Annotated in this window: 28 protein-coding genes and 1 tRNA gene; 12 read left to right on the top strand and 17 right to left on the bottom strand. The window is 69.7% G+C overall.

Annotation, left to right across the window (positions count from 1 at the left end):
• Positions 1–25: 25 nt before the first annotated feature.
• Positions 26–1,255, top strand: coding sequence for an amidohydrolase (locus ODE13_RS02970; RefSeq protein WP_322477932.1), 1,230 nt, complete (start codon positions 26–28; stop codon positions 1,253–1,255).
• A gap of 114 nt (positions 1,256–1,369) precedes the next feature.
• Here the strand turns inward: ODE13_RS02970 and rplA are convergent, their stop codons facing one another.
• From rplA to ODE13_RS02945, 5 genes are all read right to left on the bottom strand, one after another.
• Positions 1,370–2,077 carry a 50S ribosomal protein L1 gene (gene rplA, locus ODE13_RS02965; protein WP_179540915.1) on the bottom strand — a complete coding sequence of 236 codons (708 nt, stop codon included), beginning with the start codon at positions 2,075–2,077 and terminating at the stop codon, positions 1,370–1,372.
• Between the two features lie 84 nt (positions 2,078–2,161).
• Positions 2,162–2,593, bottom strand: coding sequence for a 50S ribosomal protein L11 (rplK, locus tag ODE13_RS02960; protein ID WP_179540916.1), 432 nt, complete (start codon positions 2,591–2,593; stop codon positions 2,162–2,164).
• Between the two features lie 174 nt (positions 2,594–2,767).
• Positions 2,768–3,667 carry a transcription termination/antitermination protein NusG gene (nusG, locus tag ODE13_RS02955; RefSeq protein ID WP_322477931.1) on the bottom strand — a complete coding sequence of 300 codons (900 nt, stop codon included), beginning with the start codon at positions 3,665–3,667 and terminating at the stop codon, positions 2,768–2,770.
• 111 nt (positions 3,668–3,778) lie between these two features.
• Positions 3,779–4,084 (bottom strand): preprotein translocase subunit SecE, encoded by a 306-nt coding sequence (secE, locus tag ODE13_RS02950; RefSeq protein WP_322477930.1) that lies wholly within the window; start codon positions 4,082–4,084, stop codon positions 3,779–3,781.
• 74 nt (positions 4,085–4,158) lie between these two features.
• Positions 4,159–4,231: transfer RNA gene (locus tag ODE13_RS02945), tRNA-Trp, on the bottom strand.
• 269 nt (positions 4,232–4,500) lie between these two features.
• Here ODE13_RS02945 and ODE13_RS02940 point away from each other — a divergent pair.
• The 3 genes from ODE13_RS02940 (at position 4,501) to ODE13_RS02930 (ending at position 7,639) form a co-directional block, all read left to right on the top strand.
• Complete coding sequence (locus ODE13_RS02940; protein WP_322477929.1) at positions 4,501–5,721, top strand: pyridoxal phosphate-dependent aminotransferase; 1,221 nt, start codon at positions 4,501–4,503, stop codon at positions 5,719–5,721.
• A 111-nt stretch (positions 5,722–5,832) separates the two neighbouring features.
• On the top strand, positions 5,833–6,864 hold the full coding sequence (locus ODE13_RS02935; protein WP_179540920.1) for a 6-phosphofructokinase: 1,032 nt from the start codon (positions 5,833–5,835) through the stop codon (positions 6,862–6,864).
• Positions 6,865–6,898: 34 nt separating this feature from the next.
• Positions 6,899–7,639: a GNAT family N-acetyltransferase gene (locus ODE13_RS02930; RefSeq protein ID WP_322477928.1), complete on the top strand. Its 741-nt coding sequence runs from the start codon at positions 6,899–6,901 to the stop codon at positions 7,637–7,639.
• Between the two features lie 9 nt (positions 7,640–7,648).
• Here ODE13_RS02930 and ODE13_RS02925 read toward each other — a convergent pair whose 3' ends face one another.
• From ODE13_RS02925 to ODE13_RS02910, 4 genes are read right to left on the bottom strand one after another with little or no spacing between them, the layout of a single operon-like run.
• Positions 7,649–8,788 (bottom strand): folate-binding protein, encoded by a 1,140-nt coding sequence (locus ODE13_RS02925; RefSeq protein ID WP_322478347.1) that lies wholly within the window; start codon positions 8,786–8,788, stop codon positions 7,649–7,651.
• A gap of 41 nt (positions 8,789–8,829) precedes the next feature.
• Positions 8,830–9,444 (bottom strand): FABP family protein, encoded by a 615-nt coding sequence (locus tag ODE13_RS02920; protein ID WP_179540922.1) that lies wholly within the window; start codon positions 9,442–9,444, stop codon positions 8,830–8,832.
• Positions 9,445–9,456: 12 nt separating this feature from the next.
• The gene (locus ODE13_RS02915; protein ID WP_281366338.1) at positions 9,457–9,591 is read right to left on the bottom strand and encodes a hypothetical protein; all 135 of its coding nucleotides are present in this window, start codon (positions 9,589–9,591) and stop codon (positions 9,457–9,459) included.
• A 58-nt stretch (positions 9,592–9,649) separates the two neighbouring features.
• Positions 9,650–10,495: a hypothetical protein gene (locus ODE13_RS02910; RefSeq protein WP_179540923.1), complete on the bottom strand. Its 846-nt coding sequence runs from the start codon at positions 10,493–10,495 to the stop codon at positions 9,650–9,652.
• Between the two features lie 149 nt (positions 10,496–10,644).
• Between ODE13_RS02910 and ODE13_RS02905 the strand changes: the two genes are divergently transcribed.
• From ODE13_RS02905 to asd, 8 genes are all read left to right on the top strand, one after another.
• Positions 10,645–11,346, top strand: a complete 702-nt coding sequence (locus tag ODE13_RS02905; RefSeq protein WP_179540924.1) for a response regulator transcription factor — start codon at positions 10,645–10,647, stop codon at positions 11,344–11,346.
• A gap of 80 nt (positions 11,347–11,426) precedes the next feature.
• On the top strand, positions 11,427–12,443 hold the full coding sequence (mshD, locus tag ODE13_RS02900) for a mycothiol synthase (RefSeq protein ID WP_322477927.1): 1,017 nt from the start codon (positions 11,427–11,429) through the stop codon (positions 12,441–12,443).
• A gap of 39 nt (positions 12,444–12,482) precedes the next feature.
• On the top strand, positions 12,483–13,559 hold the full coding sequence (locus tag ODE13_RS02895) for an NUDIX hydrolase (protein WP_322477926.1): 1,077 nt from the start codon (positions 12,483–12,485) through the stop codon (positions 13,557–13,559).
• 32 nt (positions 13,560–13,591) lie between these two features.
• Positions 13,592–13,927, top strand: coding sequence for a GNAT family N-acetyltransferase (locus tag ODE13_RS02890; RefSeq protein ID WP_322477925.1), 336 nt, complete (start codon positions 13,592–13,594; stop codon positions 13,925–13,927).
• Between the two features lie 39 nt (positions 13,928–13,966).
• Positions 13,967–14,776 carry a thymidylate synthase gene (locus ODE13_RS02885; protein WP_179540928.1) on the top strand — a complete coding sequence of 270 codons (810 nt, stop codon included), beginning with the start codon at positions 13,967–13,969 and terminating at the stop codon, positions 14,774–14,776.
• Entirely contained in the window at positions 14,773–15,381 is a 609-nt protein-coding gene (locus tag ODE13_RS02880) for a dihydrofolate reductase (protein WP_322477924.1), read from the top strand. Before ODE13_RS02885 ends, ODE13_RS02880 begins: the two co-directional genes overlap by 4 nt.
• A 60-nt stretch (positions 15,382–15,441) precedes the next feature.
• A complete protein-coding gene (locus tag ODE13_RS02875; RefSeq protein ID WP_322477923.1) occupies positions 15,442–15,768 on the top strand; it encodes a hypothetical protein in 327 nt (108 codons plus the stop codon).
• Positions 15,769–15,854: 86 nt separating this feature from the next.
• The gene (asd, locus tag ODE13_RS02870; RefSeq protein ID WP_322477922.1) at positions 15,855–17,060 is read left to right on the top strand and encodes an aspartate-semialdehyde dehydrogenase; all 1,206 of its coding nucleotides are present in this window, start codon (positions 15,855–15,857) and stop codon (positions 17,058–17,060) included.
• Positions 17,061–17,094: 34 nt separating this feature from the next.
• Here the strand turns inward: asd and ODE13_RS02865 are convergent, their stop codons facing one another.
• From ODE13_RS02865 to ODE13_RS02830, 8 genes are all read right to left on the bottom strand, one after another.
• Positions 17,095–18,210, bottom strand: coding sequence for a UDP-N-acetylmuramate dehydrogenase (locus ODE13_RS02865; protein WP_322477921.1), 1,116 nt, complete (start codon positions 18,208–18,210; stop codon positions 17,095–17,097).
• Positions 18,210–19,010, bottom strand: coding sequence for an amino acid ABC transporter ATP-binding protein (locus ODE13_RS02860; RefSeq protein ID WP_322477920.1), 801 nt, complete (start codon positions 19,008–19,010; stop codon positions 18,210–18,212). The genes ODE13_RS02865 and ODE13_RS02860 overlap by 1 nt, the downstream gene beginning before the upstream one ends.
• 15 nt (positions 19,011–19,025) lie before the next feature.
• Positions 19,026–19,814, bottom strand: a complete 789-nt coding sequence (locus tag ODE13_RS02855) for an amino acid ABC transporter permease (protein ID WP_179540934.1) — start codon at positions 19,812–19,814, stop codon at positions 19,026–19,028.
• A 5-nt stretch (positions 19,815–19,819) separates the two neighbouring features.
• The gene (locus tag ODE13_RS02850) at positions 19,820–20,785 is read right to left on the bottom strand and encodes an ABC transporter substrate-binding protein (RefSeq protein ID WP_322477919.1); all 966 of its coding nucleotides are present in this window, start codon (positions 20,783–20,785) and stop codon (positions 19,820–19,822) included.
• A 124-nt stretch (positions 20,786–20,909) separates the two neighbouring features.
• Entirely contained in the window at positions 20,910–21,356 is a 447-nt protein-coding gene (locus tag ODE13_RS02845; protein ID WP_322477918.1) for a MaoC family dehydratase, read from the bottom strand.
• The gene (locus tag ODE13_RS02840; RefSeq protein ID WP_322477917.1) at positions 21,353–21,814 is read right to left on the bottom strand and encodes an FAS1-like dehydratase domain-containing protein; all 462 of its coding nucleotides are present in this window, start codon (positions 21,812–21,814) and stop codon (positions 21,353–21,355) included. The genes ODE13_RS02845 and ODE13_RS02840 overlap by 4 nt, the downstream gene beginning before the upstream one ends.
• A gap of 2 nt (positions 21,815–21,816) precedes the next feature.
• The gene (locus ODE13_RS02835; protein WP_322477916.1) at positions 21,817–22,092 is read right to left on the bottom strand and encodes a hypothetical protein; all 276 of its coding nucleotides are present in this window, start codon (positions 22,090–22,092) and stop codon (positions 21,817–21,819) included.
• Between the two features lie 10 nt (positions 22,093–22,102).
• Positions 22,103–22,864, bottom strand: coding sequence for a sirohydrochlorin chelatase (locus ODE13_RS02830; protein ID WP_322477915.1), 762 nt, complete (start codon positions 22,862–22,864; stop codon positions 22,103–22,105).
• Between the last annotated feature and the right edge of the window lie 26 nt (positions 22,865–22,890).

Genomic DNA, 22,890 nt, shown 5'->3' with positions numbered 1-22,890 from the left:
GCACCACCTGAGGAGAGACCACCCCATGACACAGACCCATGCCCTGCCCGGCTTCGCCCTCGATCCTGCGGAGCAGGAGCAGATGCATCAGCTCTACCGGACACTGCACGCCGAGCCGGAGCTCAGCATGCAGGAGCACCGCACCGCCGAGCGCATCGAGGGCATCCTCGACGAGCTCGGCGTGGAGCACTTCCGCTGCGGCGGCACCGGAGTGGTGGGCCTGTTGCGCAACGGGCCGGGGCCCGTCGTCGCCTTCCGCGCCGACACCGACGGGCTGCCCATCGCGGAGCAGACCGGGCTGGCCTACGCCTCCACTGCTCGAGGCAGACTGGAGGACGGCACCGACGTGCCGGTGATGCACGGCTGCGGGCACGACACCCACGTGACCTCGTTGGTCACCGCCACCCGGCTGCTGCTCAGGGAACGCCAGCGCTGGTCCGGCACAGTGGTGCTGATCTTCCAGCCCGGGGAGGAGACCGCGGCCGGGGCGCGGGCGATGGTCACCGACGGTCTCTGGGACCGGGCGCCCCGCCCCGAGGTCGTGCTCGGCCAGCACGTCTCCCCTGACAAGGCCGGCACGGCGCGGCTCAGCCTGGGCCCGGCGATGGCCATGGCCGACTCACTGCGGGTGCGCGTCCCGGGGCGGCAGACCCATGGCTCACAGCCGCAGAACGGACGGGACCCCATCGTGGCCGCCGCGGCGATGGTCACCAGACTGCAGACCATCGTCTCCCGCGAACTGGCGCCCCAGGAACCCGCCGTCGTCACCGTCGGCACCTTCCACGCGGGTCTCAAGGAGAACATCATCCCAGCCGAGGCTGAGTTCACCGTCAACATCCGCACCCTCACGCCGGAGGTGCGCGAAAAGGTGTTGGCCGCGGTCCGACGGATCATCCGGGCCGAGGCCGCCGGAGCGGACCTCGAGGAGCCGGAGATCCGCGAGATCTATGACTTCCCGCTCAACCACAACCACGAGGCGACGGCCCAGACGGTCCTTGAGGCGTTGCGCGGATCCCTCGGGGAGGAGCAGGTGACCGAGTCCGGACCGCAGATGGGCTCGGAGGACTTCGGCTGGTTGGGAGCATCCATCGGGGTGCCCACCGTGTTCTGGTTCTTCGGCGGCACCGCCGACGGCGATCCGGAGGGCCCGGTGAACCACTCCCCGCACTTCGGACCGGTCATGGAGCCCACGCTGAGCACCGGAGTCACAGCCGCACTCGCCAGCCTGCTGCATTGGGTGGGTCAGACCGACTGATTCCTCCCTCGGACAGAGACAGAGAGGACCCCGATGCACCTGGTGCATCGGGGTCCTCTCTGTCTCTGTCCGCGACGTCAGGACGCCGGCGTCTCAGCTCATGCTGATGTCGGCTCAGGCGTCGAGGACGACCTTCGTGACGTTGGGGTCGACCTGGATTCCCGGACCGAAGGTGGTCGAGACGGTCGCCTTCTGGATGTAGCGGCCCTTCGACGCCGACGGCTTCAGACGAAGGATCTCGTCCAGTGCGGCGGCGTAGTTCTCGGCCAGCTGCTTCACGTCGAAGTTGGTCCGGCCGATGATGAAGTGCAGGTTGGCGTGCTTGTCGACACGGAAGTCGATCTTGCCGCCCTTGATCTCGGAGACAGCCTTGGCGACGTCAGGCGTCACGGTGCCCGTCTTCGGGTTCGGCATGAGGTTGCGCGGGCCCAGGATCTTGCCGAGGCGTCCGACCTTGCCCATCATGTCCGGCGAGGCCACGGCGGCGTCGAAGTCGGTCCAGCCGTCGGCGACCTTGGCGATCAGCTCGTCGGCGCCGACGTGGTCCGCACCGGCCTCTTCAGCCTTGGCGGCGTTGTCACCCTGGGTGAAGACCACCACGCGGGCGGTCTTACCGGTGCCGTGCGGCAGGTTGACGGTGCCGCGGACCATCTGGTCGGCCTTGCGGGGGTCGACGCTCAGACGGAAGACGACCTCGACGGTCGTGTCCTTCTTCGACGGGTTGGTCGACTTGGCGAGGGCCACGGCCTCCGCCGGGAGGTACTGGCTGTCCTCACCGATCTTCTCGAGAGATGCCTTGTATGCTTTGCTGCGCTGTGCCATCTGCGGTGTTCTCCTTAGCAGGTGTGGTGTGTCGGACCGCGCTCGGCCCTTCCCACGATGTTCTGTTCAGCCGGGAGGCTGTGTTCAGCCGTCGACGGTGATGCCCATGGAGCGGGCGGTGCCGGCGACGATCTTGGAGGCCGCCGCCAGGTCGTTGGCGTTGAGGTCCTCCATCTTGGTCTGGGCGATCTCCTCGACCTGAGCCTGGGAGAGCTTGCCGACCTTCTCGGTGTGCGGCACGCCGGAGCCCTTCGCCACACCAGCGGCCTTCTTGATGAGCTCGGCGGCCGGCGGGGTCTTGGTGATGAAGGTGAAGGAGCGGTCCTCGTAGACCGTGATCTCCACAGGAATCACATTGCCGCGCTGCGACTCGGTCGCCGCGTTGTAGGCCTTGCAGAACTCCATGATGTTGACACCGTGCTGACCGAGGGCAGGTCCGATCGGCGGGGCCGGGTTGGCGGCGCCTGCCTGGATCTGCAGCTTGATCAGGCCGGCGACTTTCTTCTTCGGGGCCATGTTGAAGCGTCCTTACATGTCGTGCGGTTGCCCTGCTGCCACAGGAGCGTGGACAGAGGGTTGTGGTCACCATGGCGGCGATGACCGGATCGACGCCGCGGGCCAAAGCAACTCGCGACGTCGACAGGCTGTGAAGTTGTGGGATCCCTGCCACGTCGCAGGGAGCACGGAACCTCAGTAGATCTTGTCGACCTGGTTGAAGTTCAGCGTCACCGGAGTCTCGCGCTCGAAGATCGAGACGAGCACCACCAGCTGGCGGCTGTCCGGGTGGATCTCGGAGATCGAAGCCGGCAGCGTGGCGAACGGACCGTCGTTGACGGTGACCGACTCGCCGACCTCGAAGTCCACGGTGACCTCTTCGGCCTGGGCGGCGGCGCCGCCGGCTGCCTGCTCCCCGCCGTCGACCTTCCGCGGAGCGTCGGGCTTGCCCAGTCGGTGCTCGGCGAGCATGTCGAAGACCTCATCGGGGGTCAGCGGGTGCGGGTCGTGGGCGTTGCCCACGAATCCGGTGACACCGGGAGTGTGGCGGACCACGCCCCAGGAGGCGTCGGTGAGCTCCATGCGGACGACCACGTAGCCCGGAATGCGGACTCGGTTGACGACCTTGCGCTGGGTGCTCTTGATCTCGACGACCTCTTCCATGGGGACGTCGATCTCGTAGATGAAGTCCTCCATGTCCTGGGTCTGGATGCGGGTCTCCAGGTTGGACTTCACACGCTTCTCATAGCCGGCGTAGGTGTGGACCACGTACCAGTCACCCAGCTGACGGCGCAGCTTGCCGCGCAGCTCGTCGGCACGCTCCTCGTAGGACTTCTCCTCCTCGGGGACGTCCTCGGTCGCGGTGGCCTCGTCCTCTGCGGAGGAGGCGTCAGCATCGGCCGGCTCAGCATCGACAGCCGCAGAGTCGGCCTCATCGGCGTCTCCCGCCTCGGGCTCAGTCTCCTCCGCGGGGGCCTGCTCGGTCTGCTCGGCACCCTCTTCGGCAGGAGCCTCGGCGCCCGCCTCCTCGACGGCCTGGGCCGCCGCGTCCTCGGCGTCAGCCTCGGTGTGCTGCGAAAGTTCCTGATCAGACACTGTTCTCCTGCTTTCCGTGGTGCTGGCCGGGCCCCGCTCTGGGACGGGCTCCGCGGCCGCTTCGTCTCTCACTTCATCGCTCGTCCTGCCGACGACGGCGACGTCGACGGCTCATTCGCCGGCGCCGTCACCCTCGACTGCGAGGGCCGAGGGCGCCTCCGTGGAGCCGTCCCCGAAGATCAACTCCGCCCCGTTGCTGAACATCCAGTCCAGCCCGGAGACGATCAGGATCACGATGATCACGAAGACCAGGACGACCAGCGTGTAGTTGGTCAGTTCGCGACGGGTCGGAACGACGACCTTCTTGAGCTCGTCGACGACCTGGCGCAGGAACAGCCACACCTTCCCGAAGGGACCTCGCGGATCGCCTCCGTCAGGCGTCGACCCTTGCACGTCAGTGGAAGGCGTCTGGGACACGGAGGGCTCCATCTGGTCGAGGGGACGTCGTGTGATGCTGTGTGCCTGAGATGCCGTCGCGACGACGCTCAGCGCAGGGCAGACAGGACTCGAACCTGCAACCTACGGTTTTGGAGACCGTTGCGCTACCAATTGCGCCACTGCCCTTGGGGTCACCTGAGACCTGACCGACCTATTCTCGCACCGAAGCGCTCCGCCGCAAACTGCGGATCGGATCCCTCCAGGCGGGCATGGCCATGCCAGGTGCACAAGACACCGATGGACAAGTCTACGGGCAGCCGCCGTGGACGGCAAACCGAGCCGGACTTCCCTCGACGGCCGGCGGAGCCCTCCCGGTAATGTGGTGCCCGCAGGTGCGCCTGCCACCCCCGGTCAGTGTCCACACCGTCCACGCTCGCGACAGACAAGGAATCCCCATGACTGCCCCGTCCTCCCGCATCTCCGCCCGCATCGGCGCCATCGCGGAGTCCGCGACCCTCGCCGTCGACGCCAAGGCGAAGGCCCTGAAGGCCGCCGGCGAGGACGTCATCGGCTTCGGGGCCGGCGAACCGGACTTCCCCACTCCGGACTACATCGTCTCCGCGGCCGTGGAGGCGGCCTCCGAGCCTCGCTTCCACCGCTACTCGCCCGCCGCCGGCCTGCCCGAGCTGCGCCAGGCCCTGGCCGAGAAGACCACCCGGGACTCCGGGTTCGCCGTCGAGCCGAGCCAGGTGCTGGTCACCAACGGCGGCAAGCAGGCCGTCTACAACACCTTCGCGACGCTGCTCGACCCGGGCGACGAGGTCATCCTCCCCACCCCGTACTGGACGACCTACCCGGAGGCCATCGCACTGGCCGGCGGGGTGACCCGAGAGGTCTTCGCCGGCCCTGAACAGGGCTACCGGGTCACCGTGGAGCAGCTGGAGGCCGCACTGACGGAACGCACCAAGGTGCTGCTGTTCGTCTCGCCGTCCAACCCCACCGGCGCCGTCCACTCCCCCGAGGCCACCGCCGAGATCGGGCGCTGGGCAGCCGAGAAGGGCCTGTGGGTCGTCACCGACGAGATCTACGAGCACCTGACCTACGACGGCGTCCCCTTCACCTCGATCGCCTCGCTCCCCGAGCTGGCCGACCAGGTGGTGGTGCTCAACGGCGTGGCCAAGACCTACGCGATGACCGGCTGGCGCGTGGGATGGATGGTCGGCCCCACCGACATCATCAAGGCCGCCGCGAACCTGCAGTCCCACGCGACCTCCAACGTCGCCAACGTCTCCCAGATGGCGGCGCTGGCCGCCGTGACCGGACCGCTGGACGCCGTCGAGGAGATGAAGACCGCCTTCGACCGGCGCCGCCGCGCCATGGTGGACGGGCTGAACGCGATCGCCGGATTCTCCTGCCCCACCCCTGAGGGCGCGTTCTACGCCTATGTGGACGTCCGCGGGGCGCTGGCCGGCGGGGAGCGGCCCGCCGAGATCGCCGGACGCACCCCAGAGACCTCCGCCGAGCTGGCCGAGCTGATCCTGGAGGAGGCGAAGGTCGCCGTCGTGCCGGGCGAGGCCTTCGGCCCCAGCGGCTACCTGCGGCTGTCCTACGCACTCGGTGACGAGGACCTCGCCCGCGGCCTGACGCGGATCCAGGAGCTGCTGGGCACCGCCTGAGGCCCGCGGCGCGAGCGTCGCGCACGTCGCACCCCTAGACTGGACGCATCCACCTGTCGAGGGCGCCAGGTCGTTCACCCATGATCCGACAGGAAAGGGACGAGCTGCACCATGCGCATCGGACTCCTCACCTCCGGCGGCGACTGCCCCGGTCTCAACGCCGTCATCCGCTCCGCCGTGCTGCACGGCATCAAGAGTTACGGCGACGAGTTCGTCGGCTTCCGCAGCGGCTGGCGCGGCCTCATCGAGGGCGACTACATGGAGCTCAGCCGCCAGGACGTGCGTGGCCTCGCGCGCGAAGGCGGCACCATCCTCGGCACCTCACGCACCCACCCCTACAACCACCCCAAGGGCGGTCCGGAGAACATCCGGAAGGCGATGCGCCGGCACGACATCGACGCCGTCATCGCCATCGGCGGGGAGGGCACGTTGGCCGGCGCCCGACGCCTGGCCGTCGACGGCATCCCGGTGGTGGGCGTGCCCAAGACGATCGACAACGACCTGAAGGCCACCGACTACACCTTCGGCTTCGACACCGCGATCTCCATCGCCACCGACGCCATGGACCGGCTGCGCACCACCGGCGAGTCCCACCACCGCTGCATGGTCGCCGAGGTCATGGGCCGTCACGTCGGCTGGATCGCCCTGCACTCAGGCATGGCGGCCGGTGCGCACGCGATCCTCATCCCGGAGCAGAAGGTCAGCCTGGATCAGATCAACGAGTGGGTCGAGCAGGTCCACTCGCGCGGTCGCTCCCCACTGGTCGTGGTCGCCGAGGGGTTCATCCCCGAGGGCGCGGAGGAGGCCGTGGCCGGCAAGGGCCAGGAGGCTGACGGGCGTCCCCGTCTGGGAGGGATCGGCGAGTGGCTGACCCACCAGATCGAGGAGAGGACCGGGATCGAGACCCGCAACACCACGCTGGGACACATCCAGCGCGGCGGGAACCCGACCGGCTACGACCGCGTGCTCGCGACCCGCTTCGGCATCAAGGCGCTGGACCTGGTCCACGAGCAGGCCTGGGGGCACATGGCCTCGCTGCGCGGCACGGAGATCGTCAAGGTGGACCTGGCAGAGGCACTGGACGGCCTCAAGGAGGTTCCGCTGCCCCGCTACGAAGAGGCCAAGATCCTCTTCGGGCGCTGAACCGCGCCGCGCACCGGCGCGTAGAGTGGCCTCCATGTCGCTGACCGAACAGACCCGGCAGATCGTCAAGCTGGCCTGGTCCCGCATGCTGCGCCTGGAGGACACCGCCCTGGATCTCGGAGACCCCTCCGTGCGGGTGGAGGCGGTGGAGGACGACGCCGCGGCGGTGACGTTCGTGCGGCTCTTCGACCGCACGGTGATCTTCGGGCCCTCCGAGGTGGTGGGCGATGCCCGACGTCTCGACGACGACCTCCTGGCCCAGGAACGCACGCTGCTGGACCTGGCGCGAGCCCACCACGGCGGGGCGCGGGCGCTCGGCGCGGCTCAGCTCTTCTACTGCGAGGAGCCGCCGCAGGTCAGCCCGCCGGCCGGCGTCGCCGTCTCCTTCGAGCCCGAGCATGTCGCCGAGCTGATGGCCGCCTGTCCCGCCGACGACGTGGCCGGCTCCGGGCTGGCCGACGCCGTCTGGGCGGCCACGCTGGTGGCTGACCGGGCGTCCCCGCAGGATCCGCAGATCGCCGAGGAGCAGGTGCTCTCCGCCGCGGGCCGTGAGGTGTGGCAGCAGATGATCGCTCAGCTGGGCGTGCTCTCCCATCCCGAGCACCGCGGTCGCGGGCACGGTCGCTGCATCGCCGCGGTGGCCATGGAGGAGGCGTTCGTGGACGGGCTGATCCCGCAGTGGCGAGCCGCCCTGGAGAATCCATCCTCCCGCCGAGCGGCGATCAGGCTGGGCTTCACGCTCGCGGGCTCACAGACCACCGTCGTGCTGGAATGAACGCCGCGCTCAGCGCGGGCCGCGGAGGAAGTCACCCTGCGGACGGCCGACCGTCTTGCCGGCGTCGGGACGCACGATGACCTCCTGGGCCGCGGCGTAGAAGCTCTCCGCCTCGGCGTCACGCACCACCAGTCGCGCCTCCGGTCCCACGCGGCGCTTCAGCAGGGCCAGCGCGATCGGACCCATCTCGTGATGCCGGGCCACCGAGGTCACGGTCCCGACCGCCCGCTCGCGCTCCATCGACTCTCGCGTGGCGGCGTCGACGTCTGCGGGGGCGAGCACCTCTGAGCCGACCGTCGGCAGGGTGTGCTCGCTGCCGTCGAGGTGCAGGAACACGAGCCGGCGCGGGGGGTGGCCGAGGTTGTGCACGCGGGCGACGGTCTCCTGGCCGCGGTAGCAGCCCTTCGACAGGTGCACGGCCGTGCGGATCAGGTCGAGCTCATGCGGGATGGTCTTCTCGTCCACCTCGTGGGCGAGCCGGGGCCGCCACGCGGCGATGCGCAGCGCCTCGGCGGCGAACGTGCCGGCTGGCCGCCACCCCTGCTCCTCCAGGGAGGCGACGACCTCCATCAGTCGGGGCCGCTCCACCAGGGTCAGGTGCCAGGACCAGTCCACGGCGGGGTGTTCCTCCTCGGCCACAGCGGCGTAGCTGACCGCGCCCTCGCACAGCCGCGGCCAGGGGTCCTCCCAGCGCACCGGCAGCACGCCGGCAGGCTCGGCTTCCTGCGGGAGCGCCGTGGTGGAGCCCAGGACGGCGACCTCTGCGGTGCGTTCGACGATCTCCACCTGCAGCATGAACTTCATCGAGTCCAGCCAGCCCGCCAGCCGCGGGCCATGCGCAGCCTCGGTGATCAGCCAGGCGGTCTCGCCGTCGTCGACGATCGCGGCGTCATGCTCGATGCGGCCGGAGATGTCCAGCAGCAGCAGCTCGCTCGACTCGCCGGGCTTCAGGGCGGCGGTCTGCTGCGAGGAGAGGGTGCTCAGCCAGGAGAGCCGGTCCGGCCCCGAGACGGTGACCACCGCCAGATGGGAGAGGTCGACGACGGCACGTCCCCCCTCCAGGGCGCGCTGCTCCCCGGTGGGGTCTCCGTAGTGGGCCGCGACGCCGGAGTCCTCCCGGCCGGCGGCCACTGCACCCTGGCGCTGCATCAACGGACTCGTGCTCACGGGCGCTCCTTCGAGGTCGGTGCTCAGCGTCCCGGGTCAGCAGCTGACGCTCGGCGATCCAGGATCGCGGAGGCGTGCGGCTCCATATCCCCGTCGGCGCCGCGGATGTCCCAGCGCCAGAAGAGCTGACTGTTCACCAGGCCGAACATGCGGGTGGCCCCGTTGTATTCCGCGGCGTGCTCGCCACGCATCACCGCATCTGTGGCGATCTGCAGCTGCGGCCCCTTGATCTGGCCGAAGTACAGCTCCGTGAGGCTCCCGGGATGAGAGATCGTCGCCGTGATCGGGTAGGAACCGTCCGCGTTGACGAGCTGCTCCACCTCGGAGGCGGTCTTATAGGCGGGCACGACGTCGGCAGGATGCAGCCCGGGGCCGACGTCGGCGTCGGCGCGCGGTCGGTCCAGCGCCCAGAATCCGGACTCCACGCTCAGCGGGCGCAGCCGGGAACCAGACTCGTCGGTGAGCCAGGACTCGGCGCGGTACTCGACGAACTCCAGGCCGGAGTCGCGGAATGTGACACGCTGGGTGAAGGTGGGGTCCGACTCTTCGCCGGAGCCCAGGCGGCCCTCGCCCTCCCAGCTGCCGAGCAGCCAGTACAGCGGAGCCAGCTCAGGCGTGAGATCTGTGGGCAGCTCCATAGGTGCCAAGGCTCAGCGCTGCCCCTTGTACAGGCGGGAGACGACGGTCCAGGAGATGCCGGCGATGACCAGCGTCGCCAGGATCAGCAGCCCGATGAAGAAGATCTCCAGGGCGAGCAGCGAGACGTTCTGCAGTGCGAATTCCATGCCGGAGAGTCTACCCCCGGCATCGGCCCGATGTGGCGTCACCGACACCAGATGACCTTCAGACGAAGAGCAGCCGTTCGGCGAAGTAGACCAGCGCCCCCATGCCCGCGATCGGCGCCGCCCCGACGGCCATCGCGGAGAGCCGACCCTCCGGGGCGCCCTGGACGATGAGGAACCGGCGCATCGCAGCGATCAGCGCGCCGGCGCCCAGCCCCAGCAGCCCGGAGAAGAGCAGCGTCAGCTCCCCCCACAGCAGCGCCGTGCCCAGCGCTCCGGCGAAGCCGCCGAGCACCACCAGCGGCAGCACGAGCGCATCGCGCAGCGGCAGGCAGGCCAACAGCACCGAGACTCCGAGACCGATGGCGGCCAGACCGACCACCGAGAGCTCACCCCCGGTGCCGGTGACGTCGAGCAGGGCCCAGTCCTCGAAGAGCGTCAGCCCCGGCACGGCCAGGACCCCGAGGGCGTCGTCACTGTCACCGATGCCGACCAGCTCCGCGGGATAGCGCAGCCCGGCGACCCAGCCGGCCGCCGTCGTGGAGATGACGACCCCGGCGCTGGCACCCAGCGTGGACTCCAGCCGATGCGGACGGCCGGTGCCGCGCAGCACCTGGATGACGAAGACCGACATCACACCGAAGGCCAGCGCCACCGAAGACCAGAAGAACAGCGACTCCACCTCACGGACGACGGCGGCACCGAGCGCGGCCACCACGCCGGCCAGCAGGATCACCGTGGACAGCGAGCGGCGCGCCGTCACTCCCATCAGCTGCGGCCAGCCCAGGGAGAGCACGAGGCAGATCACGCACACCACCGCGGTCAGGGCGGAGGTGCCCGCCCAGGAGCCCGCGACCAGGGCGATCGTCGAGAGCAGGGCCGAGGCGGCCACCGGGAAGTACTTCACACCAGGACATCTTGCCAGAGGCCCGCATGAGAGCTGCTGTGACGTGGCCCGCGCCCGGCTGACCGGCCAGGCAGATATACTCGACGTCGTGCGATCCCGCGCACTGCTGGCGCTCACGGTGATGATGACACGCTCGAGAAGGGACCCGGATGGCTCAGGTGCTGCTGCTCTCTGACGCCCCCGACGACGCCCTGCCATCCCTCGAGCTCCTCACCCACCGGGTGCGTGTCTTTCCGGCCGAGGCCGCCTCAATCGTGCGGGCCCCCAACGCCGACCTCACCCTGGTGGACGCCCGCCGGAACCTCGCCCACGTCCGTTCCCTGTGCCAGCTGGTGAAGTCCTCCATGCTCACCCCGATCGTGGTGATCGTGGCCGAGGCGGGGCTGCCCACTCTCAACGAGTCCTGGCAGGTCGACGACTTCGTGCTCTCCGACGCCAGCCCTGGCGAGGTCGACGCCCGCATCCGGCTGGCCGCCGTCGAGGTGGAGGAGGAGAACCCCACAGGGGAGATCCGGGCCGGCGGCATCACCATCGACGAGACCACCTACATGGCGACCATCGACGGCCGGCTGCTGAACCTGACGTACAAGGAGTTCGAGCTGCTCAAGCACCTCACCCTCCACCCCGGTCAGGTCTTCACCCGCGACCGCCTGCTCCATGACGTGTGGGGCTACGACTATTTCGGCGGCACCCGCACCGTGGACGTCCACATTCGCCGCCTCCGCGCCAAGCTCGGCCCGGACCACGAGTCGCTGATCGGCACGGTGCGCAACGTGGGATACCGCCTGGTCGTCGACGACGCCGGGCGTGCGGGCCGCGCGGCGCGCACCGGAGACGGCGACGGCGACTGAACCTCCCCCGTACCATCGCAGGAGCCGGGCCGGCGCTGGACCCGAGCCGCGAGGGTTCCCGCCTCCGTTAGAGTGGAGACATGAGCTCCGAGGAGACCCAGATCGCCCCCGAGACGACCATCGAGCTGAGCGGCGGTGCTCCCACCCCGGATCAGGTGGACGCCCTCGTCGAGCTGGCGCACGCCGCCGAAGAGGCCGACGCCAATCCCCCGTTCTCCGAGCAGACCCTGGTGGAGCTCCACAAGGCCGCCGACTCCGGCGCCATGGACGCACCGCTGCGTGTGGCCTATGCCTGGGCGGCACCCGACGAGGGCAGCACCGACCACCAGTACCTGCTGGCCGGGGCCGGCGTCGTCGTCCTGGGTGGTGAGGGCTCCCCGGACGTCCTGGAGCTGGTGGTCCGTCCCAACTGCCGCCAGCACGGGATCGGTGGCCAGCTGGCCACCACGCTCGCCGACGACGTCCTCGCCCCCCAGCCCGGACGCATCCAGCGGGCCTGGGCCCATGGCGAGCACGACGCCGCCGCGCTGCTGGCCGTCCGTCACGGGTGGGCCCCGGTGCGCGAGCTCTGGCGCATGCGGCTCACCTCCCTGGACGAGATCCCCTCCCCGCGGCTCCCGGAGACCGTGACCATCCGCCCCTTCGAGCCCGGCCGTGACGAGCAGGCCTGGCTGCGGGCCAATGCCGCGGCCTTCGCCGACCACCCCGAGCAGGGCCGGCTCACCCGTGAGGACCTCGATGCTCGGATGGCCGAGGACTGGTTCGACCCGGCTGGCTTCCTCCTCGCCGAGGAGGGCGGCCAGCTGCTGGGCTTCCACTGGACCAAGGTCCACCCCGGAGAGGACGGCGGCTCCGAACCGCTGGGCGAGGTCTACGTGGTCGGCGTCGTGCCCGATGCCCAGGGCCGCGGCCTCGGGTACTCTCTGACGCTGGCCGGCATCGAGCACCTGCGCTCGGAGGGGCTGGGAGCGATCATGCTCTACGTCGACTCAGACAACACCGCCGCCGTGGAGCTCTACCGCAGGCTCGGGTTCACCCGCTGGGACGTGGACACCATGTACGCGCCGGTGACCGAGCCCGGGGCGGAGCCCGCCTGACCCTGACCGTGACTGCGTGAGACAGCGAGCACCGATCCGATGAACCCCCGGCCGAGCGCCCCCGCCGAGAGCACCGGCACCAGCAGTGACAGCATCCCCGACTCCGCCGTGCCCCCCGCAGGGGACCCCCTGCGCCGAGTCCCCCGCCGCCGCACCGACGTCTGCGCCGACGACGGCACCGACGCCCAGATCATCGCCGCCGGCGCGCTGTGCTGGCGGCTGCACCGCGGGGAACTGGAGGTGCTGCTCATCCACCGGCCGCGCTATGACGACTGGTCCTTCCCGAAGGGCAAGCTCGACCCCGGCGAGACCATCCCCGAGTGCGCGGTGCGGGAGGTCTCCGAGGAGATCGGCCTGCAGGTGCGGCTGGGCGTCCCCCTGCCGATCACCCGCTACGACGTGCGGAAGAACGGCCGACCCAAGGCCAAGGAGGTCTGGTACTGGGCGGCCCGCATCATCAAAGGCACTCCGACGCCGGACGGCCAGGAGACGGACGAGGTCCGCTGGGTGCCGGTCGCCGTCGCCCACGAGATGCTGACCAACGAGACGGACCGCGAGCCCCTCGAGGAGCTGGAGCGTCTCCACTCGCACATGCGGCTGCACACCAGCCCCTTCGTGGTGCTGCGCCACGCGAAGGCCAAGCCGCGCGCCAGCTGGTCCCGCGCCGAGGGAGAGCGCCCGCTGGCCGCCACCGGCAAGCGGCAGGCCCGGGCCGTGGAACGGCTGCTCACCGCCTGGCGGCCCCGGCTCATCGAGACCAGCCCGTGGAGACGCTGCGTGGAGACCGTGGCGCCCTATGTCCGGCGGCACCGGCACAAGCTCAAGCACCGCAAGTCCCTCACCGAGAAGCGCGCCCAGGAGGACCCCCGCAAGCCGGCGCACCGCACCCGCAAATGCCTGGAGGTCCTGCAGCCCACGGTGCTCTGCACCCACCGTCCGGTGCTGCCGCTGGTGCTCGACGAGCTCCGCGACTGGATTCACGATCCGGCCCTCCTGCAGGCGATGCCCGATGCCGACCCCTACCTGAGCCCCGGGGCGGTGCTGGTCGCCCAGCAGGCGGTGGACCGCAGTGGCGAGATCGTCTCGGTGGAGATCTACGAACCCTTCGAGGACTGACAGCCCTCCGTCAATGACGGTAGTCTCACCTCATGAGCGTCCAGAAGAACGTCCACCCCGCAGCGGTGCTGCGCCGCGATGAAGACCGTGGCCGGGCCGAGCTCTGGGACACGATCGACGGTGCCGAGACCTTCATCGGGTTCGTCGGCTACACGGAGGAGAACATCGCAGGCCAGCAGGTCAAGCGACTGCAGCACACGATCATCAGCCCGCAGCACGGCCGGCGCGGCTATGCCCGCTGCCTGGTCACCCTGCTGCTGGACGAGCTCATCGACGAGGGCTGGTCGTTCATCTCCGAATGCTCCTACATCGACCAGTACCTGCACCGCTACCCGGAGTATCGGAAGCACCAGGCACCGGTCAGCTGAACGCCCCAGGCCCTTGCCTCCGGCCGCTATGCTGGGGGCGTGAGCGATGCGATCCCCACCCCCTACGAGGACCTGCTGGCCGACGTGCTGGAGCACGGCACGCCCAAGTCCGACCGCACCGGCACCGGCACGCGCAGCGTCTTCGGCCGGCAGATCCGCTTCGACCTGCGGGACTCCTTCCCGCTGATCACCACCAAGCGGGTCCACTTCAAGTCCGTGGCTCTGGAGCTGCTCTGGTTCCTGCGCGGGGACTCCAACGTGCACTGGCTGCAGGAGCGGGGTGTGCGGATCTGGAACGAGTGGGCCGACGAGGACGGTGAGCTGGGCCCGGTCTACGGCGTCCAGTGGCGCAGCTGGCCCACCCCCGACGGCGGCTCGATCGACCAGATCGCCCAGCTGGTGGAGTCCTTGCGCAGCGACCCCGACTCGCGGCGTCATCTGGTCACCGCGTGGAACCCGGCCGAGGTGGACCGCATGGCGCTGCCGCCCTGCCACGTGATGTTCCAGTTTCATGTGGCCGAGGGGCGGCTCTCCTGCCAGCTCTACCAGCGCAGTGCGGACATGTTCCTCGGTGTGCCGTTCAACATCGCCTCCTACTCGCTGCTGACGCTGATGCTCGCCCAGCAGGCCGGCCTAGAGCCCGGCGAGTTCATCTGGACCGGCGGTGACTGTCACATCTATGACAACCACCTCGACCAGGTCACCGAACAGCTCTCCCGGCAGCCCCATCCGTCCCCGCGACTGCGCATCACCCGGAAGCCGGAGACGATCTTCGACTACGAGTACGCGGACTTCGAGGTGCTCGACTACCAGCACCACCCCGCCATCAAGGCCCCGGTGGCGGTATGAAAGCACCGCACGAAGCGCTGGGCGGGCAGGAGCGCACCGGCCCTTGGGTGGGGATGATCTGGGCGCAGACCCGCGACGGCGTCATCGGCCGCGACGGCGAGATGCCATGGCATCTGCCTGAGGACTTCGCCCACTTTCGTGCCCAGACCCGTGGCCGCCCGGTGGTCATGGGGCGTCGCACGTGGGAGTCCCTGCCGGAGAAGGCCCGCCCGCTGCCCGGCCGACGCAACATCGTCATCACCGGGGATTCCGCCCGCGCCGCCGAGATCGCCGCGGCAGGGGCGGAGACCACGACGTCGCTGGATGAGGCGCTGGCTCTGGCCGCCGGTCCCGACGCCGAGGGCCGGGTCCCAGAGAAGGTGTGGGTGCTCGGCGGCGGCCGCATCTACACGGAGACCGTGGACCGGGAACTGGCCGACACGGCGGTGATCACCGTGATCGACCTGGACGCCGACGGCGACACCTGGGCACCGCAGCTGCCGCCGTCGCGCTGGGAGCTCTGCGCCGCAGACCCGGCCGAGGGCTGGCACACCGCCGCCAACGGGCTGCGCTACCGTTTCGAGACCCTGTGCCGACGCGACGGCGACATCCCCGCCGAGGACTGAGCCCCGACGCTGCGGGCGGGGGATCGTGACACCGGCCGTGCTGAGCCTTAACGTCGTGTCATGAGCACGATGCACGGCATCGGCGGGGCGGACGACTGGAGCGCCGACCCCCGCAAGATCCGCGCCGAGGCCAGCCGAGCCGAGGAGACAGGCGCTCCCCACCGCAAGGGGTGGAAGCTGGCCCTGGGCGCGCTCCTGCTGCTGGTCGCCCTGGGGTCGCTGGCGGGCGCCGTGGCGCAGTACATCGGGGAGTCCTCCTCCGGATTCGCCGCCGGGGAGTCGCTGGGCATCTACCTGATCGGCATGCTGCTGGGGGGATTCCTGTTCGTGGTGGTGCCTGCCGTCGTCGCCGCCTGGCTCCTCTGGAGCTGGCGTCGCGGGATCTGACCTCGGAGCCTCCTGCGGCACCCCTGACGCGCTCTGGTGACCCGGCCCATACCCCTGCGATGCGCAGGTTCGCTACCCTGGTAGGCATGGCTTCTACGACATCCCCTGCTGTCTCTGCCCTCTCCGCCCTCACCGGCGACACCCCGTCCGTCGGGATCGTCGGCTGGCGAGGCATGGTCGGCTCCGTGCTGATCCAGCGCATGCTCGACGAAGGGGACTTCCAGCACATCGCCCCGGTCTTCTTCTCGACCTCGAACGCCGGCGGGCCCGCCCCGGACCTCGACGGCGCCCAGCCTGGCGAGGACACTCTGCAGGACGCCTATGACATCGACACGCTGGCCAAGCTGCCGATCATCGTCACCGCCCAGGGCGGGGACTACACCCAGGCCGTCCACCCGAAGCTGCGCGCGGCCGGCTGGGACGGCATCTGGATCGACGCCGCCTCCACCCTGCGGATGGCGGAGGACTCCATCATCACTCTGGACCCGATCAACCGGGACGTCATCGACGCCGGTCTGGCCGCCGGCGTCAAGGAGTTCGTCGGCGGCAACTGCACGGTCTCCTGCATGCTGATGGGCCTGGGCGGGCTGTTCACCGCAGGCCTGGTCGAATGGGGCACCGCGATGACCTACCAGGCGGCCTCCGGCGGCGGTGCCAAGCACATGCGTGAGCTGCTGCACCAGTTCGGCGACCTTCACAGCGCCGTCGGCGACGAGCTCGCCGACCCGGCCTCCGCGATCCTGGAGATCGACCGCAAGGTGCTCGAGGCTCAGCGCAGCGGCCTGGACGCCTCGCAGTTCGGAGTGCCGCTGGCCGGCTCCCTCATCCCCTGGATCGACGCGGACCTCGGCGACGGTGTGGCCAAGGAGGAGTGGAAGGCCGGAGTGGAGACCAACAAGATCCTCGGCCGCGGCGACTCGCTGGCCCCCGGCGTGGAGCGCCGCGGGGAGAAGATCCCCTTCGACTCGCTGTGTGTGCGTGTGGGCGCCCTGCGCTCCCACTCCCAGGCGCTCACGCTGAAGCTGAGCGAAGACATCCCGGTCTCCGAGATCGAGTCGATCATCGCGAAGGGCTCGAGCTGGGCGAAGGTGGTCCCCAACGAGAAGGAGGCCACCATGGAGCAGCTGACCCCGGTGGCCGCCACTGGCGAACTGACCATCCCGGTGGGCCGCATCCGCAAGCTCGAGATGGGCCCCGAGTACATCTCGGCCTTCACGGTGGGCGACCAGCTCCTCTGGGGGGCGGCCGAGCCGCTGCGCCGCATGCTGCTGATCGCCATCGGCAAGCTGTGAGCTGTCCAGCCGGGCAGGTCGTTGAACGAGAGGCTCAGAGCTCGCAGCCGATGAGCACCGGCTCCGGGTGCAGCTCGATGCCGAAGCGCTCGACCACACGGTCACGCACCGCGGCCGCCACGGTCAGCAGGTCACCCGCTGAGGCTTTTCCCCGGTTGGTGACCGCCAGCGTGTGCTTCGTGGAGAGCGAGGCGCGCCCGCCCACCAGCTCCGCACCGAAGCCCTTCCCACAGCCGGCGCGATCGATCAGCCAGGCCGCGGAGAGCTTCACCCGGGGCGTGCCGTCGACGTCGGGCAGTGCCGGGAATCGCGGGGCTCCCTCAGGCAGGGTGGAGACCACGTCCTCGCCGACGATCGGGTTGGTGAAGAAGGACCCGGTGGACCAGGTGTCGTGGTCCTCTGCCTCGAGCACCATGCCCTTGCCGGCACGCAGTGCCAGCACCTTGGCGCGCACGTCAGTCAGCGGGGCCCGGCGCTGGTCCTCGGCGGCGTTCACCTCGAGCCCCAGGGAGCGTGCCAGCTCCGCGTAGCGGACCGGCGAAGACGGCGTGTCCTCGCCCCGATGCTCCAGCCGGAACCGCACGGAGAGCACCACATACCGCGGGGAGCCGTGCAGCGTGGTGCGCTTGAGCACCGAATCCCGGTACCCGAAGCCCAGCTCCTCGTTGCTCAGGGTGATCACCTCACCGTGGAGTCGATCCCAGGCGCGCACGTCCACCAGCGTCTGGGACACCTCTGCGCCGTAGGCACCCACGTTCTGGACCGGGGTCGCCCCGGCGGCTCCGGGGATCCCCGAGAGCGCCTCCAGCCCTGCATAGCGGCGCTGCACGGTCCAGGCGACGACGTCGTCCCACTCATGTCCGGCTGCCACGGTGACGACCACATCGCCGCCGTGAGTCTCGCCCGGTTCGGCGCTGATCCCATCGAACGCCAGCTGCAGCACGGCGCCGGGGAAGCCCGCGTCGGCCACCAGCAGGTTCGAGCCGCCCCCCAGCACCAGGAGAGTGTCTTTGCCAGCCAGACGATCTTCCTCCGAGGGCAGCGGATGGCGGGACAACGTCTGCAGCGCCTCGAACTCGGTGTGGGCGACGATCCATTCGCCGGCGGTGCCGCCCACCCGGGCAGTGGTGTGCTCGCTGAACCGCCGCATCAGGCCTCGAGGTCCACGCCGGTGGGGTTGAGCACGCGGCGCAGGAAGTCCTGGGTGCGCGGCTGCTGCGGGTTGCCGATGACGTCGACGGCCGGACCCTCCTCGACCACGCGGCCCTTGTCCATGAAGACCACCCGGTCAGCGACCTCTCGGGCGAAGCCCATCTCGTGGGTCACCACGAGCATCGTCATGCCGGCTTCAGCCAGCTGCCGCATGATCGCCAGCACATCTCCGACGGTCTCGGGGTCCAGCGCGGAGGTCGGCTCGTCGAAGAGCATCAGCTGGGGCCGCATGGTCAGGGCGCGGGCGATCGCCACGCGCTGCTGCTGACCGCCGGAGAGCTGGTCCGGACGCCGCTGGGCGAAGTCCTCGAGCCCGACCCGGCGGAGCTGGACCATCGCCTCGGCCTCGGCCTCGGACGTGGACTGCTTGAGCACCCGACGTGGGGTGATGGTGCAGTTCTCCAGCACGCTGAGGTGCGGGAACAGGTTGAACTGCTGGAAGACCATGCCGATGTGCCGGCGCATGGCGTCGAGGTCGACGTCGGGGTGGGTGGTCTCGAAGGAGCCCACTGTGATGGTCCCGGCGTTGGGGTCCTCCAGACGGTTCACGCAGCGCAGCAGCGTGGACTTCCCCGATCCGGAGGCGCCGATCAGGCAGACGACCTCCCCGGGGCGGACCGTCATGGAGATGCCCTTGAGCACCTCGTTGTCCCCGTAGGACTTGTGGAGCCCCGTGATGGACACTCCTGCGGATGCGCCGTCGGCAGCTGCCGTCGCGGCCGGTTCAGGCTCGGTCATGAGGATCGGGCCTCCCTACTTCTTCTTGGGCGACCGCTGCTCCATGCGGCGAGCCAGGATGGACAGCGGCACGGTGATCAGCAGATAGCAGACGCCGGCGGCCACCAGGGGGGTCAGACCCGCCTGGTAGATGTTGATGCCGTCGCGGCCGAACTTCGTCAGCTCAGCCGCACCAGCGGTCAGTCCCACCACGAAGATCAGCGAGGAGTCCTTGGTCAGCAGGATGGCCTCGTTGGTCAGCGGGGGCAGCACGATGCGGAACGCCTGCGGGATCTGGATGGAGACCATCGCCCGCCACGCCGGCATCCCCAGCGCCCGCGCGGCCTCGACCTGGCCCTTCGGCACGGCCTGCAGGCCGGCGCGCAGAGTCTCGGCGATGTATGCACTGGCCACCAGCCCCAACGCCGAACCGGCGATCTGCAGGGAGTTCAGGTTCCATCCGAAGGCGATCGAGACGCCGAACCCCAGGGCGAGGAACACCAGGATGGCTGGAATGCCACGGAAGAACTCGATGTAGGCCGTCGCCAGCCAGCGGTAGACCGGGAAGCTGGAGAGCTTCATCAGCGCCAGCAGGGTTCCACCGAGCAGGCCGAGCACGAAGCCGACCGCGGTGTACTGCAGGGTGTTGATCAGCCCGACGGTGATGATCTCGGGGAACATCGGGCGGACGCGCTCGATGTCGAAGAAGCTCCGATGGATCGCCGTCCAGTCGATGATGATGATCAGCACGATCACCAGGGCGATGAACAGCCCGGCCTGGATCCCCAGGCTCAGCCGCGCTCGTTGACGGGTCGTCAGTGCCATGAGGGTCAGTCGTCGTCCTCGTCGGCGTCCGCGTCGTCCTCGTCGCTGTCGCCCTCGTCGCTGTCGCCCTCGTCTGGGGTCTCGCCGCCGCCGAACCAGAGGTCCTCGATCTCGGCCATGTAGCCGCCGGACTCCATCTCGGCCAGGATCTCGTCGACCACGTCGATCAGCTCCTGGTTCTCCAGCTGCGCGGCGATGCCGAGCTGCTCTCCGGTGTCGATCTCCTCGACGAACTCGGAGCTGTCATCCTCGCCGGCCTGGTAGCCGAGGATGGAGATGTTACCGATCGCGGCCTCGACCTGCCCGGACTCGAGGCCCTGGATGAGCAGCCCGGAGTCCGGGTAGGAACGGATCTGGTAGCCCTGCTCCTCGGCATAGTCCTCACCGGTGGTGTCAGCCTGGACTCCCACGTTGATCGAGTCGTCGATGTCCTCCAGCGAGCCGATGCCGGCGTCACCGGCGGCGAGCAGGCCGAGGTTGTCATCCAGGTAGGGATCGGAGAAGAGCATGTTCCCGGCGCGTTCCTCGGTGATGGTCATCCCGGAGATCGCCAGGTCGCAGGTCTCGGCGTTGAGCGCCACGCCGGACTGGATGCCCTCGAAGCTGGTCTGCACCACCTCGAGCTCGACATCGAGCACACTGGCGAGGCCCTCAGCGATGTCGATGTCGAAGCCGACGACGGTGCCTTCCTCGTCGTAGTACTCGAAGGGCGGGTACGGCACGTCCGAGCAGACGGTGAGGGTCCCCTCGTTGATGAGCTCGACGTCGTCGACCTCGAGGTCCAGCTCAGCGTCGACCTGGGACTCGGCCTCGACCTCGTCGTCCTCACCGTCGCCGCCGCAGGCGGTCAGAGCCAGGGCGGCGATGGCGGTCACGCCCAGGCTCTTGGCGATCGGGGTGCGGCGTGAGCCGACGGGCTGGGCGAGCGCGACGCTGCGCTCGTCGAACTCGGTCTCAGTGGTGCTGGGCATGAGGTGTCCCCTGTTCGGTGGTGCACGTGGGCCGCTGGGATGCGGTCGCGGCGAATCTGTGTGGCGATTATACGGTGCTGATCGGCTCGCGGGGTCGAACCTGGCGGCTGATCCGGCAGAAGCCTCAGAGCGTGACGCTGACCTGGGACTTCACGAGGACCTTGGTGCCGTCCAGGCTCACGGTGAGGTCGATCCGTGCCGTCGAGGCCTCGACGTCGACCACTCCGACCTTGCCGCTGACGTGCAGCGTGGCCGTCGGGGCGTCCGGAGCACCGGTGTCGGCGTCGGGCACCGGGACCGGCTTGGTGAACCGCGCCTGGTAGTCGCTCACGCGTCCGGGATCGCCCACCCACTCGGTGACCAGGTCCACGGCCAGGCCCATGGTGAGCATGCCGTGGGCGATGACGCCGTCAAGCCCGACTTCGCGGGCGAAGCGCTCGTTCCAGTGGATGGGGTTGTGGTCGCCGGAGGCGGCGGCGTAGCGGATCAGGTCCGCCCGCGAGAGCTGGATCTCGCGGCTGCCGATCTCCTGACCCTTCTCCAGGGTGCTGATCCGGGGTGCGGGGCTCATGCGCTCTCCTCCTCGTCCTCGGCACGCACCAGCAGCGAGGAGGTCACGGTGCTGCGCGCCTCGCCCTCGGCGGTGGTGATCTCGACCCTGGTGGTGACCATGGCACCGGCTCCCATGAGGCGGATGCGGTCCAGGGTGACCTGGGCGTTCAGCGTGTCTCCGGCAAGGATCGGGGCATGGTGGGTGAACCGTTCATCGGCGTGGACCACGCGCGAGAAGTCGATGCCGACCTCGCTGTCGGCGACGACGGCCGCTTCGGCCCGCTGGGCGACCACGACGGCGAAGGTCGGCGGGGCGACCAGGTCACGGTGTCCCAGAGCGGTGGCGGCCTCGACGTCGTGGTGGGCCGGGTGCTCGGACTTGACCGCACCAGCGAACTCACGGATCGCCTCCCGGCTGACCTGGTACGGCGCGGCGGACGGGTAGACCCGTCCCTCCGCCTCGGTGTTGATGCTCACGCTCAGCGGCCTCTCTTCCTCGACGTGCCCGCACGGGCCTGGATGATCTGCTTGGCCTGCCGCTTGCGGAGCAGGATGGAGATCAGGTGGCTGATGATGCCCAGCCCGATCAGCGCCAGCCCGACCCCGCGCAGCGTCGGTTCAAGGTCCGGTCCGACGGCGACGGCCGCCAGCACCACGAGCACCACGCCGAGGAAGGTGGAGAAGATCCCCAGCAGCAGGGTTCGCCGGTAGGCGGGGGTCCCGTTGCTCCACGGGTCCAGGGTCGGTGCGCTCATCGGCCCTATCCTACCGGCCGCGGTACCGGTCCAGGATGATGTCCACCAGCTCCGAGGGGGAGGCCGGCGGATGCTCGATGTCCTCAGGGGCCGGGAGCAGCGGGGCGGTGGTGAGGTCCGCCTGGGCCTTCTCCAGCAGATCCTGGAAGTAACCCGGCGCCAGCAGATAGCTGGCGACGACCACCCGCCCCTCCCCCGCCCTGTCGGTGTGCTGCCTCGCCTCCGCGACGGCCTCGGCCACCGTGGGATTCGCCGCGGCGAGGAAGGCGACCTCCACCTCGGCGTCCAGCCGGGCGGCGAGACGCCGGCCCATCTCGTGGCAGTCCTCCACGGCGGCGGCGTCGGAGGAGCCGGCGACGCCGAGGATGATCGTGTCTCGCCCCGGATCGGCCCCGGCCTCCTCCAGGCGCCGGACGAGCAGCTCCACGAGCCGGTCATCGGGGCCCAGGGCGCCGGCGATGATGACCTCGCGGCCGACGTCGGCGGTCTCCTTCTTCAGGTCCACGTTGACGTGGTACCCGGCGGAGAGCAGCACCGGCACGACGACGGCCGGCAGCTGCGCGGGCAGGTCCGCGAGGGTGGCCGGCACATCGGGATCCTGGACGTCCACATGCCCCAGTCTGACCTCGGCGCCCAGCCGCTGGTCGCGGGCCGCCGTGGCGACGTCGTCGACCAGTCTGCGCACCACGGCCTGCCCCGACGGGTTGGAGGTGCCGTGGGAGATGGCGGCCAGCGCGGGGGCGAGCTCCGTGCTCAGGGAGGGGTCACTCATGGCGGGTCCTTCCGGAAGGTTCCTGC

The organism is Nesterenkonia sp. HG001 (genome assembly GCF_034438835.1).
Lineage (GTDB): Bacteria > Actinomycetota > Actinomycetes > Actinomycetales > Micrococcaceae > Nesterenkonia > Nesterenkonia xinjiangensis.
The sequence above is the reverse complement of the archived record's forward strand: the minus strand, read 5'-3'. Positions and strand labels throughout refer to the sequence as shown.

Excerpts from the sequence above, each read along its gene's own strand:
- ODE13_RS02970 (WP_322477932.1), top strand. The coding sequence starts at position 26 with ATGACACAGACCCATGCCCTGCCCGGCTTCGCCCTCGATCCTGCGGAG.
- rplA (WP_179540915.1), bottom strand. The coding sequence starts at position 2,077 with ATGGCACAGCGCAGCAAAGCATACAAGGCATCTCTCGAGAAGATCGGT.
- rplK (WP_179540916.1), bottom strand. The coding sequence starts at position 2,593 with ATGGCCCCGAAGAAGAAAGTCGCCGGCCTGATCAAGCTGCAGATCCAG.
- ODE13_RS02940 (WP_322477929.1), top strand. The coding sequence starts at position 4,501 with ATGACTGCCCCGTCCTCCCGCATCTCCGCCCGCATCGGCGCCATCGCG.
- ODE13_RS02935 (WP_179540920.1), top strand. The coding sequence starts at position 5,833 with ATGCGCATCGGACTCCTCACCTCCGGCGGCGACTGCCCCGGTCTCAAC.
- ODE13_RS02930 (WP_322477928.1), top strand. The coding sequence starts at position 6,899 with ATGTCGCTGACCGAACAGACCCGGCAGATCGTCAAGCTGGCCTGGTCC.
- ODE13_RS02925 (WP_322478347.1), bottom strand. The coding sequence starts at position 8,788 with ATGCAGCGCCAGGGTGCAGTGGCCGCCGGCCGGGAGGACTCCGGCGTC.
- ODE13_RS02920 (WP_179540922.1), bottom strand. The coding sequence starts at position 9,444 with ATGGAGCTGCCCACAGATCTCACGCCTGAGCTGGCTCCGCTGTACTGG.
- ODE13_RS02915 (WP_281366338.1), bottom strand. The coding sequence starts at position 9,591 with ATGGAATTCGCACTGCAGAACGTCTCGCTGCTCGCCCTGGAGATCTTC.
- ODE13_RS02905 (WP_179540924.1), top strand. The coding sequence starts at position 10,645 with ATGGCTCAGGTGCTGCTGCTCTCTGACGCCCCCGACGACGCCCTGCCA.
- mshD (WP_322477927.1), top strand. The coding sequence starts at position 11,427 with ATGAGCTCCGAGGAGACCCAGATCGCCCCCGAGACGACCATCGAGCTG.
- ODE13_RS02895 (WP_322477926.1), top strand. The coding sequence starts at position 12,483 with ATGAACCCCCGGCCGAGCGCCCCCGCCGAGAGCACCGGCACCAGCAGT.
- ODE13_RS02890 (WP_322477925.1), top strand. The coding sequence starts at position 13,592 with ATGAGCGTCCAGAAGAACGTCCACCCCGCAGCGGTGCTGCGCCGCGAT.
- ODE13_RS02880 (WP_322477924.1), top strand. The coding sequence starts at position 14,773 with ATGAAAGCACCGCACGAAGCGCTGGGCGGGCAGGAGCGCACCGGCCCT.
- ODE13_RS02875 (WP_322477923.1), top strand. The coding sequence starts at position 15,442 with ATGAGCACGATGCACGGCATCGGCGGGGCGGACGACTGGAGCGCCGAC.
- asd (WP_322477922.1), top strand. The coding sequence starts at position 15,855 with ATGGCTTCTACGACATCCCCTGCTGTCTCTGCCCTCTCCGCCCTCACC.
- ODE13_RS02865 (WP_322477921.1), bottom strand. The coding sequence starts at position 18,210 with ATGCGGCGGTTCAGCGAGCACACCACTGCCCGGGTGGGCGGCACCGCC.
- ODE13_RS02860 (WP_322477920.1), bottom strand. The coding sequence starts at position 19,010 with ATGACCGAGCCTGAACCGGCCGCGACGGCAGCTGCCGACGGCGCATCC.
- ODE13_RS02855 (WP_179540934.1), bottom strand. The coding sequence starts at position 19,814 with ATGGCACTGACGACCCGTCAACGAGCGCGGCTGAGCCTGGGGATCCAG.
- ODE13_RS02850 (WP_322477919.1), bottom strand. The coding sequence starts at position 20,785 with ATGCCCAGCACCACTGAGACCGAGTTCGACGAGCGCAGCGTCGCGCTC.
- ODE13_RS02845 (WP_322477918.1), bottom strand. The coding sequence starts at position 21,356 with ATGAGCCCCGCACCCCGGATCAGCACCCTGGAGAAGGGTCAGGAGATC.
- ODE13_RS02835 (WP_322477916.1), bottom strand. The coding sequence starts at position 22,092 with ATGAGCGCACCGACCCTGGACCCGTGGAGCAACGGGACCCCCGCCTAC.
- ODE13_RS02830 (WP_322477915.1), bottom strand. The coding sequence starts at position 22,864 with ATGAGTGACCCCTCCCTGAGCACGGAGCTCGCCCCCGCGCTGGCCGCC.